Origin of the sequence: Pseudarthrobacter sp. S9 (genome assembly GCF_050156545.1) — a bacterium.
Classification (GTDB): Bacteria; Actinomycetota; Actinomycetes; order Actinomycetales; family Micrococcaceae; genus Arthrobacter.
On sequence record NZ_CP189576.1, the window covers coordinates 1,169,942 to 1,183,304 of the forward strand.

9 protein-coding genes are annotated in these 13,363 nt (G+C 66.6%); 2 read left to right on the top strand and 7 right to left on the bottom strand.

From position 1 onward, the window contains the following. Window position 1: 1 nt before the first annotated feature. Both treS and ACQCSY_RS05430 read right to left on the bottom strand, forming a co-directional pair. The gene (treS, locus tag ACQCSY_RS05425; protein WP_427133842.1) at window positions 2–1,798 is read right to left on the bottom strand and encodes a maltose alpha-D-glucosyltransferase; all 1,797 of its coding nucleotides are present in this window, start codon (window positions 1,796–1,798) and stop codon (window positions 2–4) included. Between the two features lie 5 nt (window positions 1,799–1,803). After that, window positions 1,804–3,876, bottom strand: a complete 2,073-nt coding sequence (locus ACQCSY_RS05430; protein WP_427133844.1) for an alpha-1,4-glucan--maltose-1-phosphate maltosyltransferase — start codon at window positions 3,874–3,876, stop codon at window positions 1,804–1,806. Between the two features lie 151 nt (window positions 3,877–4,027). Here ACQCSY_RS05430 and glgP point away from each other — a divergent pair, with 151 nt between their 5' ends. Beyond that, window positions 4,028–6,646 (top strand): alpha-glucan family phosphorylase, encoded by a 2,619-nt coding sequence (gene glgP, locus ACQCSY_RS05435; protein WP_427133846.1) that lies wholly within the window; start codon window positions 4,028–4,030, stop codon window positions 6,644–6,646. On the opposite strand, the gene ACQCSY_RS05440 is transcribed toward glgP, so the two are convergent. Both ACQCSY_RS05440 and glgX read right to left on the bottom strand, forming a co-directional pair. Then, complete coding sequence (locus ACQCSY_RS05440) at window positions 6,636–6,791, bottom strand: hypothetical protein (protein ID WP_427133848.1); 156 nt, start codon at window positions 6,789–6,791, stop codon at window positions 6,636–6,638. The genes glgP and ACQCSY_RS05440 overlap by 11 nt on opposite strands. Window positions 6,792–6,818: 27 nt before the next feature. Beyond that, on the bottom strand, window positions 6,819–8,933 hold the full coding sequence (glgX, locus tag ACQCSY_RS05445) for a glycogen debranching protein GlgX (protein ID WP_427133849.1): 2,115 nt from the start codon (window positions 8,931–8,933) through the stop codon (window positions 6,819–6,821). Window positions 8,934–9,068: 135 nt separating this feature from the next. Between glgX and ACQCSY_RS05450 the strand changes: the two genes are divergently transcribed. Continuing rightward, complete coding sequence (locus ACQCSY_RS05450) at window positions 9,069–9,878, top strand: carbon-nitrogen hydrolase family protein (RefSeq protein ID WP_427133851.1); 810 nt, start codon at window positions 9,069–9,071, stop codon at window positions 9,876–9,878. Window positions 9,879–10,351: 473 nt separating this feature from the next. On the opposite strand, the gene rlmB is transcribed toward ACQCSY_RS05450, so the two are convergent. The 3 genes from rlmB to ACQCSY_RS05465 form a co-directional block, all read right to left on the bottom strand. After that, window positions 10,352–11,338: a 23S rRNA (guanosine(2251)-2'-O)-methyltransferase RlmB gene (gene rlmB / locus ACQCSY_RS05455; RefSeq protein WP_427133852.1), complete on the bottom strand. Its 987-nt coding sequence runs from the start codon at window positions 11,336–11,338 to the stop codon at window positions 10,352–10,354. Between the two features lie 113 nt (window positions 11,339–11,451). Beyond that, on the bottom strand, window positions 11,452–12,906 hold the full coding sequence (gene cysS, locus ACQCSY_RS05460; protein ID WP_427133854.1) for a cysteine--tRNA ligase: 1,455 nt from the start codon (window positions 12,904–12,906) through the stop codon (window positions 11,452–11,454). Between the two features lie 61 nt (window positions 12,907–12,967). Continuing rightward, entirely contained in the window at window positions 12,968–13,318 is a 351-nt protein-coding gene (locus tag ACQCSY_RS05465) for a hypothetical protein (protein WP_427133855.1), read from the bottom strand. Between the last annotated feature and the right edge of the window lie 45 nt (window positions 13,319–13,363).

Sequence of the window (13,363 nt, forward strand, 5' to 3'; positions counted from 1 at the left end):
CTCAGCCTTCGATGGACAGGATAGGCATCGCCTGCGTGAACGGTGACGCCGGGTTGGACGCTGCCGAGCGGATCCGCAGCCAGAAGAAATCGTGGCTGCCCAGGGTCAGCGTCAGTGTTCCGTCCTCGCCGATGGCGGGGAACGCCTGGCCGCCGAAGACATCCCGGAGGCCGCGTCCGGCGTAGTTCGGCACCCGCAGGGTGGTGGCCACTGGGTGCTGGGACAGGTTGAAGGTGCACAGGATGGTCTCGCCGTCCTCGCCGGCCGCGTTGCCTTCCGGAAGCTCGCGCAGGTAGGCGAGGACGACGTCGTGATCGGCTTCGACGTGCTTGAACGAGCCGAGCCCGAAGGCGGGGTGGTTCTTGCGGACGCTGAGGATCTGGCGCGTCCAGCGCAGCAGCGAGCCCGAATGGGCAGCCTGGGCCTCGACGTTGGCCATGCTGTAGTTGTAGACCAGCGACTGGATCACCGGAAGGTAGAGCTTGCCCGGATCAGCATGGGAGAAGCCCGCGTTGCGGTCCGGGTTCCACTGCATCGGGGTGCGGACGGCGTCGCGGTCTTCGAGCCAGATGTTGTCGCCCATGCCGATCTCGTCCCCGTAGTACAGGAACGGGCTGCCGGGCAGGGACAGCAGCAGGGCATGGATGAGCTCGATCTCGGACCGGGAGTTATCCAGCAGCGGGGCCAGCCGGCGCCGGATGCCGATGTTGGCGCGCATGCGCGGATCCGGCGCGTACCAGCCGAGCATGGCTGCGCGTTCGTCGGCCGTGACCATTTCCAGCGTCAGTTCGTCGTGATTGCGCAGGAAGGTGCCCCACTGGGCGCCTTCGGGAATGTCCGGGGTGTCCTTCATCGTCTCGATGATGGGTGCGGCCTTCTGGTCCCGCAGCGCGTAGTACAGGCGCGGCATGATCGGGAAGTGGAAGGCCATGTGGCATTCCGGTTCCTCTTCGGTGCCGAAGTATTCAACCACTTCAGCAGGCGGCTGGTTGGCTTCGGCGATGATCACGCGGCCCGGGTAGCTGTCATCGACCATCTTGCGCAGCTTGCGCAGGAAGTCGTGGGTGGCGGGCAGGTTCTCGCAGTTCGTGCCCTCCTCCTCGAAAAGGTACGGGATGGCGTCCGCACGGAAGCCGTCGATGCCCTGGTCCAGCCAGAACCGCACGACGTCGAAGAGCGCGTCAATGACCTTGGGGTTCTCGAAGTTGAGGTCCGGCTGGTGGCTGAAGAAGCGGTGCCAGAAGAACTGGCGCCGGATGGGATCGAAAGTCCAGTTGGAGACCTCCGTGTCCACGAAGATGATGCGGGCGTCTTCGTACTTCTCGTCGGTGTCACTCCACACGTAGAAGTCGCCGAAGGGTCCGTCCGGGTCCTTGCGCGATTCCTGGAACCAGGGGTGCTGGTCCGAGGTGTGGTTCAGCGGCAGGTCGATGATCACGCGCACGCCGCGGGCGTGGGCCTCCGCCACGAGCCGCTTGAAGTCACTGATGGTGCCGAACTCGTCCAGCACGGAGTTGTAGTCGGAGATGTCGTAACCGCCGTCGCGGAGCGGGGACTGGAAGAACGGCGGCAGCCAGAGGCAGTCCACCCCCAGCCACTGCAGGTAGTCGAGTTTTTCGATCAGGCCGTGGAAGTCGCCCGAGCCGTCCCCGTTTCCGTCGGCAAAGCCACGGACCAGCACCTCGTAGAACACCGCCTTCCGGTACCAGAAAGGATCGTGCTGGAGGCCGGGTGCGTTCAGTTCAAAGGTCCCCTTCGGGCTGAAGTGCTGGCTGGGGTTCTGCGCGCTGAAACTCACTGGCACTACCTCCGGATGCTAAGAATGTGTGCGGGCTCGACGTGCGCGTCCAACCGGACGTAGTTGTACTCCCCCCATTCCCAGCTCTCGCCGGTCAGCAGATCCTCCACCATGAAACCGCCGTTATGCGTCAGGTTGTCCGGATCCAGCTCCAGCGCCGCCAGGTCCAGGGAAACGGTGCTCTCCCGGATTCCGTGCGGGTCCACGTTGACCACAATGATCAGGGTGTCCTTCGTGCCGTCGGGGAGCGTCTTGTGCTTGGAGTACACCACGGTGGCGTTGTCCGTGCTCTGGTGCAGCGTCAGGTTCTGCAGATCGCCCAGGGCCGGGTGCGTGTGCCGGATCTCGTTGAGCCTCGTCAGGTACGGGGCCAGCGTCCGCCCGGATGCGGCCGCCGCGTCCCAGTCCCGGGCCTTGTACTCGAACTTCTCGTTGTCGATGTACTCCTCGGCACCCGGCCGGGCCACGTGTTCGTAGAGCTCGTAGCCGGCGTAGACGCCCCAGATCGGGCTCGCCGTGGCGGCCAGCGCAGCGCGGATCTTGAACGCCGCGGGACCGCCGTACTGCAGGTACTCGGTGAGGATGTCCGGGGTGTTGACGAAGAAGTTCGGTCGGAAGTAGGCCGGGGATTCGTGGCTGACCTCCTGGAAGTACTCCTCAAGCTCCTCCTTGGTGTTCCGCCAGGTGAAGTAGGTGTAGGACTGCTGGAACCCGGCCCGGCCCAGGGCGTGCATCATGGCCGGGCGGGTGAACGCCTCGGCGAGGAAGACGACGTCGGGATGCTTCTTGTTGACCTTGGCGATCAGCCATTCCCAGAACCACACCGGCTTGGTGTGCGGGTTGTCCACGCGGAAGATCTTGACGCCGTGACTCACCCACAGGAGCACGATGCGAAGGATCTCGTTGGACAGCCCGGCGGGATCGTTGTCGAAATTGAGCGGAAAAATGTCCTGGTATTTCTTCGGCGGGTTCTCGGCGTAGGCGATGCTGCCGTCCACGCGGGTGGTGAACCACTCCGGGTGGCTTTGGACCCAGGGGTGGTCCGGTGCGGCCTGCAGCGCCAGGTCCAGGGCGACTTCCAGCCCCAGCTCTCCGGCCCGCGCCACGAAGGCGTCGAAGTCCTCGAAGTTTCCGAGGTCCGGATGGATGGCGTCATGGCCGCCCTCCTTGGCGCCGATGGCCCAGGGGGAACCGGGATCGTGCGGTCCGGCCAGCAGGGTGTTGTTCGGGCCCTTGCGGTACTGGGTGCCGATGGGGTGGATCGGCGGCAGGTAGATGATGTCGAAGCCCATGGCGGCGACGGCGTTAAGCCGTTTCGCCGCGGTCTGGAAGGTGCCGGACTTCCACTCGCCGGTGGCGTGGTCGCGGACTGCGCCCTCGGAGCGCGGGAAGAATTCGTACCAGGCGCCCCGGCCGGCGAGCTCCCGTTCCACCAAGAGGGGGTACTGCTCGGAGACCGTTAGGAGTTCCCGGACGGGCTGGCGTTCGACGACGGCGGCCACCTCGGCGCTGAATCCGGCGGCCAGGCGATCCTCTGGTGTCCGGGAAGTGTCTGACAGGACGACGACGGCCATCCGCAGGGTCCGCCGGTCAGCCGACGGGCGGGTGGAGTCCTCGGATGCTTCGGCGAGCAGCGCCGCGCCTTCGGCCAGCATCAGCTCGACGTCGATGCCGGCCTCCACCTTCACCTCGGCGTTGTGGTGCCAGGTGCGGTAGCGGTCGTGCCAGGCTTCGATGACGAAGGACCAGTTGCCGGTGGCGGGCGGAGTCAGGAGACCCTCCCAGCGATCCGTGCCCAGGCCACGGCTGCCGCGGGGCGGGGCGAGGCGGACGCGCTGCCGCTCTTTTCCGCGGGGGTCGAGCAGGACTGCGCTGACGCCGAGCTGGTCGTGGCCCTCCCGGAAGGCGGTCGCCCCGACCACGAGGCTTTCGCCCGCAACGGCTTTGGCAGGGAACTTTCCGGCTTCCACAGCAGGCTGCACGGCGGTGATCGGAAAGCGGCCAAATCGAAGGCCATCCGTGATCAGGGCCTTTGGCTTTTGCTTGGACACGGCACTGGTTCGCGAGTTATTCGTCACAGGCTCGACGTTATCTACAAAACGGACAGAATGCTAAGGCTGCGCCGGTATTCCGGGGGTTTCCGGTTTTTTCCGGACGGCAATCCGTCATTTAGCGGAAAGAACCCTAAAGCGGTTCCGGGGCACCCACATGTCCGTTAGTGTTTCGCTGGTGAAGGCAATCCGCAGATTTACCGTCCGAACCGTTCTCCCGGAGTCAATCCGGCCGCTGGCCCGGCTCGCCACCAACCTTCGGTGGTCCTGGCACCGGCCCACCCGGGAGCTTTTTGAGGGGCTCAACCCCGGGATCTGGGCTGAGAGCTCCCACGACCCCGTGACATTCCTGGGCCTGGTCAGCAGGGAAGAGCTGCAGCGGCTCGCGGCGGACCAGGAAGTGGTGAACCGCGTCCACGCGGCTGCCGACGATCTAGACAGGTACCTGGAACAGCCCCGCTGGTACCAGACCCTGGGCGAGGGCGCTCCGTCCTGCATCGCCTACTTCTCGCCCGAGTTCGGCATCACCGAAGTCCTGCCCCAGTACTCGGGCGGCCTCGGCATCCTGGCCGGCGACCATCTGAAGGCAGCCTCGGACCTCGGCGTGCCGCTGATCGGCGTCGGCCTCCTCTACCAGGCCGGCTATTTCAAGCAGTCGCTCTCCCGCGACGCCTGGCAGCAGGAAACCTACCCGGTCCTCGATCCGGACGGCCTGCCCCTGACACTGCTGCGCGAGGCAGCCCCCGACGGCAACGGCAAGCCCATCCAGATCTCTCTCCCCCTCCCCCAGGGCCGCCGGCTGCTGGCGCACGTGTGGCGGGCCGACGTCGGGCGCATTCCGCTCCTGCTGCTGGACTCCAACGTTCCGGGCAACGACGACGCCGCCCGCGGCATCACCGACCGCCTCTACGGCGGCGGCGGTGACCACAGGCTGCAGCAGGAACTCCTGCTCGGCATGGGCGGGGTCAAGGCGCTGCGGGCGTTCCAGAATCTCACGGGCGTCCCGGCGCCCGAGGTGTTCCACACCAACGAAGGCCACGCCGGCTTCCTGGGCGTCGAACGGATCCAGGAAATGATGTCCGCGGCGGAGCCCCTGAGCTGGGAAGAAGCCCTGGCCGCGGGACGGGCCTCGACGGTGTTCACCACCCACACCCCGGTCCCGGCCGGGATCGACCGCTTTGAGATCCCGCAGATCCAGCACTTCTTCGAGGCAGGACTGGCTCCGGACGTCCCGGTGGCAAAGATCCTGGATCTGGGCCGGGAAGACTTCACGGACGGCAACCCCTTCGTGTTCAACATGGCGGTCATGGGCCTGCGGCTGGCGCAGCGGGCCAACGGCGTCGCCAAGCTGCACGGGGTGGTCTCCCGCGGGATGTTCTCAGCCCTCTGGCCGGGATTCGACCACTCGGAAGTGCCCATCACCTCTGTCACCAACGGCGTGCACGTCCCCACCTGGGTGGACCCCCGCGTCTCCGAACTGGCCCGCGACCAGTTCGGCGCCGAGGCCGAGGCGCAGGGCCGCTGGGACCTTGCCTACAACGTCACCGACGAAGTCCTCTGGGCGCTCCGCCGCGAGATGCGGGTTTCCCTGGTGGAGGACGTCCGGCGCCGCCTCCGCGCCGCCTGGAAGAAGCGCGGCGCGGCCGACGCCGAGCTGGCCTGGACGGACGCCGTGCTGGATCCGGACATCCTGACCATCGGTTTCGCCCGGCGCGTGCCGACCTACAAGCGGCTGACCCTGATGCTCCGCGACCCCGCACGGCTCAAGGCCCTGCTGCTGCACAAGACGCACCCCATCCAGCTGGTCATCGCCGGAAAGTCGCACCCGGCCGACGACGCGGGCAAGAAGATGATCCAGGACTTGGTCCGGTTCACCGACGACCCTGCGGTGCGCCACCGGATTGCGTTCCTGCCCAACTACGACATCGCCATGGCCCGGACCCTGTTCCCAGGCTGCGATGTGTGGCTGAACAACCCGCTGCGCCCGCTGGAGGCCTGCGGAACCTCCGGCATGAAGGCCGCCCTGAACGGTTCGCTGAACCTCTCGGTCATGGACGGCTGGTGGGACGAGATGTACGACGGCGAGAACGGCTGGGCGATTCCGACCGCCAACAACGACGCCTCCCCCGAGGAACGCGACGACATCGAGGCGGCGGCACTCTACGAACTGCTCGAAACGCAGGTGGCACCGCGGTTCTACGGCCTGACGGTCTCCGACGGCGCAGGCGCGGCCGGGCCCTCACAGTCCGGCCCGCAGAAGGTCCCCACGCACTGGGTCTCGATGATCAAACACACGATGTCCCACCTCGGCCCGGCCGTCTCCGCGGACCGGATGCTCAAGGACTACGTCAACGTGCTGTACCGGCCTGCCGCGGTTGCGGGACGCCATGCCGTGGCGGACAACTATGCCCAGGCAAAGGCCCTGGCAGCGTGGACCTCAAAGGTCCGGGCCGCGTGGCCCCAGATCCAGGTGGAACACGTGGACTCGGTGGGTGTCTCCGAGGACCCGCAGATCGGCGACCTCCTCCAGGTGAACGCCTACGTGGCCCTGCACGACCTCTCACCCGACGACGTGTGCGTTGAGGTGGCCTACGGCAAGGCCGGGGACAGCGACGAACTGGCCGACATCACGGTCGCCGAGCTGAAGTCCGCCGAGGACCTCGGCAGGGGCCGCCACCTCTTCAGCGGCACCCTCGTGATCGACCGCTCCGGATCCTTCGGCTACACCGTGCGCGTGCTCCCCACGCACGAGGCCCTGGCGTCGAAGGCCGAGCTTGGCCTGATCGTCAACGCCTGAATCTCGGTGGCGCCGTCTGGCGGGACGTCGCCAGGACGGCCCGCCGGGTGTCCGCGGCTGGGATCGGCACGGCGCGGCGGCCGGCGTCGTCGATCTGGTCCTTCAGCTCTTCAATGGTCCAGGCGTCTGCCGAGAAAATCTTCATGGGGTCCCTACTTACGGGCGGTAGAGCCTATGTGCGGTAGATGTTGATGGTGTTGGACTGAACCACATCCCGCTCTCCGGAGGAGACTCGGACGCCCTGGCGCCGGTCGTGGAGATCAGAGGTGGTCAGGCGCAGTTCGAAGAGCCGGTGGCCGGTGCCGTCCTCGTTGCTGAGGGCGGGCAGCGTGACCTTGGCGTCCTCGGCGCCGCCGTTGACCACCACCAGCCCGTCCACATGGCCGTCGTCGGAGCCCAGCAGGAGCTGGACCACGCGGTGGCGGGGATCCTCCCAGCTGTCGCTGGACATCGGTTTGCCGTTCGCATCGAACCAGTGCAGGTAGGTCTGGTTCTCGCGCGCCGGGTAGTCGTTTGGTTGACCGGCCAGGAACTCCTTGCGCAACCGGATCACGCGTTTTGTGGTGCGCAGCATCGCGTGGGATTCCGGCGTGGTGGTCCAGTCGATCCAGGCGATGGGGTTGTCCTGGCAGTAGGCGTTGTTGTTGCCCTGCTGGGTCCGGCCGATCTCGTCCCCGGCGGTGATCATGGGCACGCCCAGGGAAATCATGAGCGAGGCCATCAGGTTGCGGCTGGTCTGCGCACGCCGGGCAAGTATGTCCTCGTCTTCCGTCGGGCCCTCGAAGCCGTGGTTGTAGCTGCGGTTGTCGCCATGGCCGTCGCGGTTCTGTTCACCGTTGGCCTCGTTGTGCTTGCGGTCGTAGGACACCAGGTCCGCCAGCGTGAAGCCGTCGTGGGCCGCGACGAGGTTGACTGAGGCCAGCCTGGAGCGTCCCGAGGGTTCGAACAGTCTTGCGGAGCCGCAGAGGGCGTCCGCCAGGCGGGCCACCGAGCCGCCGTGGCCGCCGGCGTCGATCGCGGCGCGGTCGGCGAGCCAGAAGCTGCGGACGGCGTCGCGGAAGTGATCGTTCCAGTCCACCCAGCCGGCCGGGAACCGGCCCGTCTGCCAGCCGCCGTAGCCCACGTCCCAGGGCTCGGCGATCAGCTTGGTGCCGGACAGGACAGGATCGGCGGCGATCGCGAGAAGGAAAGGGTGCCTGGGATCGAAGTCATTGGCCGCATTGCGGCACAACGTCACGGCGAGGTCGAAGCGGAAGCCGTCGATGTGGAACTCCGTCGCCCAGTACCGGAGCGAGTCCAGCACCAACTGGACCACGCGGGGGTCTCCGAAGTTCAGGCTGTTCCCGCACCCGGTGGTGTCCACGTACTTGCCGTGGCCATCGGTGCGGTAGTACTGCATCTCGCCCAGGCCGCGGAAACTCAGGGTCGGTCCGTCCGTGCCGCCCTCAGCCGTGTGGTTGTAGACGACGTCGAGGATGACTTCGAGCCCGGCGGCATGCAGCAGCTTGACCATGCCCTTGAATTCGTCCTGGACCGCGTGCACGCCGGCAGCCTGCGCGGCCTCGGTGGCGTAGCCGGGGTGCGGGGCGAAGAACGCGGCCGTGTTGTAGCCCCAGTAGTTCGTCAGCCCCAGGTTCTGCAGGTGCGGCTCATCCACGTGGAAATGGACGGGCAGGAGCTGGACCGCGGTGATGCCGAGCGCGATGAGGTGCTCGATCATGGCCGGGTGCGCCATGCCGGCATAGGTTCCCCGGAGCTCTTCCGGAATGTCCGGGTGCAGCTTCGTCTGGCCGCGGACGTGCGCCTCATAGATGATGGTGTTGCGCCACGGCACGCGGGGGCTGCGGTCCGTGCCCCAGTCGAAGTCGCCGGCCATCCGGACGCTTGTGATGAAATCGTCGCGTTCGTCCACGGCCCGGCCGTAGGGGTCCAGCAGCAGCGGCTGCCCGCCGTCGGCGTCGAAATCCGTCGCCGGCATGGGCAGCGGCAAAGCCTCGTGTTCCGGAGAAGCCCGGAAACCGTAGCGCGAACCGGCGGGGATGCCCTCCACAATGCCGTGGTGGACGCCGTCGGTCACATTGGGCAGGGTCTTCACCTGCCAAGTTCCCCCGGGTGCCTGATAGGCGATCTCGAGGGTGGTCACGCCGGGGGCGTACACGGCCACGTTGGCGAACGCACCTTGAGGGTCGTCCGTTGCCGGCGCCCCGGTAAGCGGAACGCTGATCCCCAGCGGAAACGCCCGTGAGGCGTCTACGGTGGAAGCTGTGTCTACAGAAGGCATAACCATTGCCTAAAGCTTAGCCGTGACGAACAAACGGGCCCCTGTTTTCGTTTTCATGACGATGTGGAGTGTACGGACGCTGTGCAGTCTACGGAATAGCATCGATGCATACTGGAAAGAAGCGCCGAATTGGAGGTAATTGTGCGAGTTGCACTGGCCCAAATCATCACCGGCCGCGATCTTGCCGGAAATCTAGCTCTCGTGGAGGACTACGCCCGACAGGCCAAGGGCGGCGGCGCGGAACTGGTGGTGTTCCCCGAGGCTGCCATGCGTGCCTTCGGCAATTCATTGCTGGACATCGCCGAGCCCCTGGACGGTCCGTGGGCCTCGCGCGTGCGCGCCATCGCAGCGGAACTCGGAATCGTGATCGTCGCCGGAATGTTCACACCCGGATCCGTGTCCGAGGGCGGCGCCCGCAAGGTGCGCAACACCCTCCTGGCCACCGGCCCCGGCGTGGAGGCCAGCTACGACAAGATCCACCTCTTCGACGCCTTCGGCTTCGCGGAGTCGGACACCGTCGACGCCGGCACCGAGCCCGTCACCTTCGAGGCGGGCGGCGTGAGGTTCGGCCTCGCCACCTGTTACGACATCCGTTTTCCGGACCTGTTCACGGAGAACGCGGACCGCGGCGCCCAGGTGAACATCGTCTGCGCCTCCTGGGGCTCCGGCCCCGGCAAGGTGGAGCAGTGGAAGCTGCTGGCCCGCGCCCGCGCCGTGGACTCCACCACCCTGGTGCTGGCCTGCGGCCAAGGCGACCCCGCCAGCCACGGCATCCCCGCCAAAGGTGCCGCCCCCACAGGAGTGGGGCATTCCGTGGTTGTCTCCCCGTTCGGAGACGTCCTGGACGAGCTCGACGGCGGCCCGGGCCTGCTGTTCGCGGAGCTGGACACCGCCGTCGTCAAGGAAGCCCGGACCAAACTCCCGGTCCTCGCCAACCGGCACCGGTTCTAAGTGGGCTCCTGCCGCTGTGGTCGCCTCCGCGTGCACCGTCGCTGTGGTCGCCTCCGCGGACACCGGCGCCTTGCCGTCGCTTAGACACCTCCCGTCGCCTACTTCGGCCGCGGGCGGCCTTATCCGGCTCTTTTCGGCGATGCGCTCCTTAGCAAGACCCCGGCGCCCGCTCGATGATTGGTACCGAGCGCTGAGGTGCTCCACACGAATGTCGCCCCCCACGATCGCAGTTAATAGGCAAACGCTCCCTCACGAGATGTGACGGAGCGTTTGTCATATACCGGCGAAAGGTGAGGAACCGTCAGAGCCGGAAACGGAGTTTTGCTAAGGAGCGCATCGCCGACCAGAGACGGTGGAGGCCGCCTGCGGCCGTAGGCGTCGGCGGAAGGTGTCTAAGCGACGGCAAAACTGCGGTTGCGGCGGACCCAACCACAACTCCGTTTTCGGCGGACCAGGCCGAGACCCGGCACGGACTACTTCGCAGCGCGCTGCCTTGAGATCTCGTACAGGGAGATGCCGACGGCCATCGAGGCGTTGAGTGATTCCATGGCGGAGTCGATCGGGATGGAGACGATCTGGTCGCAGTTTTCGCGGACCAGGCGGCTCAGGCCCTTGCCCTCGGAACCCACCACGAGGCACACCGGCTCGGTGGCCAGGGCAAGGTCCGGCAGCGAGACGTCGCCGTCGCCGTCGAGCCCCAGAACATAGATGCCCATGTTCTTGAACGCCTTGAGCGTGTTGTTCAGGTTGGCGGCACGCGCAACCGGCACGCGCACGGCCGCGCCCGCACTAGTCTTCCAGGCTGAGGCAGTCACGCCGACGGAGCGGCGCTCCGGGACGATGACGCCGTGGCCGCTGAAAGCCGAAACCGAGCGGATGATCGCGCCGAGGTTGCGCGGATCGGTGATGCCGTCCAGTGCGACGAAGAGCGGCGCGTTGGCGACGTGGCCGCGCTTCCAGCTCGCCAGGGTTTCCTCCGCGAGCTCGTACGCGTCCTGGTATTCGTACGGCGGGATCTGCAGCACGAGCCCCTGGTGGATGGCGTCCTCGGTCATGCGGTCCAGCTCCGGCTTGCCCGTTTCGAGCAGGGGAATGCCGCGCTCGGCCGCGAGCTTGAGGGATTCCTTGACGCGGTCATCCATCTCGATGCGGATGGCAACGTGCAGGGCCTTGGCCGGGATTCCGGCGCGCAGGGCCTCGACGACGGAGTTGCGTCCTGTGACGACTTCCTCCGTGGCACGGCCCTTGGGGCCGGAGCGGGCACCGGCGCTGCGGCCGGTGCCGGCACGCTTGGCCTCGGAGCGTTCAGCGAGCTGCTTGCTCTTGAACGCCTTGTGGTACGGGCGGTCCTCCGCCTTGGGAGTGGGGCCCTTGCCCTCGAGAGCCTTGCGGCCGTGACCGCCGGTTCCGACGGTGGGGCCCTTCTTCATTTTGACCGACCGGCGACCGTTGTTGGCCATGAGTTCCACCCTTGCTTTGATGATAAGTCTGACCTCCAGTCTACTGACTCGAGTTAAATCCTCGACCGCAGGGGGTTGGGGCAGTGGATGTCAGGCTTCGCGGCGGCGGTTTTTCAGCCGCGCTTGAGGCTCCAGCTCGCTCCGTCGGGACCGTCCTCGACGACGACGCCGGCAGCGGTCAGGGTGTCCCGGATGGCATCGGACGCGGCCCAGTCCTTGCTGGCCCGGGCCTCTGCCCTGGCCGCGAGCTGCGCCTTCACCAGGCTCTTCAGCGCTTGGTCTGCCGTTCGATCCACCCCGGGGTTCCTCACTGCGTCGATTCCCAGGACATCCAGCATTTTCGCCGTGGCAAACATCGCGTCTTGAGCCACATCCAGGTCACCCGCTGCCAACGCCGAATTCCCGGTCCGCACCGATCCATGAAGAACCGCCAAGGCCTGGGGCACATTCAGATCGTCGTCCATGGCTGCGGCGAAAGCGTCCGGAACTTTTATGCGGTCCAGCCATATGTCGCCACCGGCAGGAAAGAACTTCTCCCGCGACTTGGAAAGGAAGCCGTCGATCCGCTCGACGGCGGCGGCGGCCTCCTGCAGGGAGGTGGGCTGGTAGTCCAGCACCGAGCGGTACTGTGCCTGCCCGAGGTAGTACCGGACCACCCGCGGCGGGGCCAGCTCCAGCATCTCGGCCGGACTGACGGTGTTGCCGATCGATTTGGACATTTTTTCACCCGCGTAGGTGACCATGCCGTTGTGCATCCAGAAGTTGGCGAAGCTGTGGCCCGCCGCCTGGGACTGCGCCATCTCGTTCTCATGGTGGGGGAAGCGCAGGTCCAGGCCGCCGCCGTGGATATCGAACTCAGAGCCAAGGTACTTGGTGACCATTGCGGAGCATTCGAGGTGCCAGCCCGGACGGCCGGCGCCCCACGGCGAGGCCCAGCTCGCCGACGTCGGCTCCCCCTCCTTGTAACCCTTCCACAGCGCGAAGTCCCGGGGGTCCTTCTTGCCGCGGGGGTCGGCATCCTGAGCGCCCTGCATGTCATCGAGCTTCTGCCGCGTCAGAGAGCCGTAGGCTTCCCAGGAGCGCACGTCGAAGTAGACGTCGCCGGAACCGTCCGGCGACGGGTAGGCGTGGCCGCGATCGATCAACTGTTGGATCAGGGCGTGCATCTCGGGGATGTGGCCGGTCGCGCGCGGCTCGTAGCTCGGGCGGGACACGCCGAGGGTGTCGTAGGCCTTGAGGAATTCTTGCTCGTAGCGGTAGGCCAGCGCCCACCATTCCTCGTTGCGGACGGATCCCGGCTCGTCCTCGAAATCCGGTTCGAAAGAAGCCGCAGACTTGGCCAGGATCTTGTCGTCGATGTCGGTGACGTTCCGGACGGCGGTCACGCGGAAGCGGCGGTACTGCAGCCAGCGGGTCAGCTGGTCGAAGGCGATGGCGGAGCGGATGTGCCCGACGTGCGGCATGCCCTGCACCGTGGCGCCGCAGTAGTACAGGCTCACGTTGCCCGGTACCAGGGGGACGAAGTCGCGGACTTCGGCGGATGCTGTGTCGTAAAAGCGCAGGGTCACCGCTCCAGATTAGCGGATGCTCCCTCGCGAACTGACCGGCGGCCGCCCCGCGCCGGCACGCCTACTTGCAGTACTGGCCGATCTTGTTGATCTGCTCCGTGAGCTGGGCCGTCTGCTCGGCGGTCTGAACTCCTGTGGCACTGTCCCCCACCTGCTTCATGATGTCGGCCATCTTCTGGATCGGGGCCGCAACCTCCGGAGCTACTTTGTCCGCGACCTCCTGGTAGTGCTTTCCGATCTGGCCCGCCTGCTCCTGGGGGCTGCCGGTGGTGGGCACGAAGGTATCGGTGTTAAGGAACGTGCAGCTTTCCTCGACGCTCATCTTCGGCGTCGGGCTGGGCGTCGCGGAGCCGGCACAGCCGGTCAGCAGCATTCCTGTCAGGAGGGCGACGGCGGGCAGCAGCTTTTTCACGGCAGGTCTCCTGGGGTTCGGAATGGGTGTTCGGAAGGGGGTGTC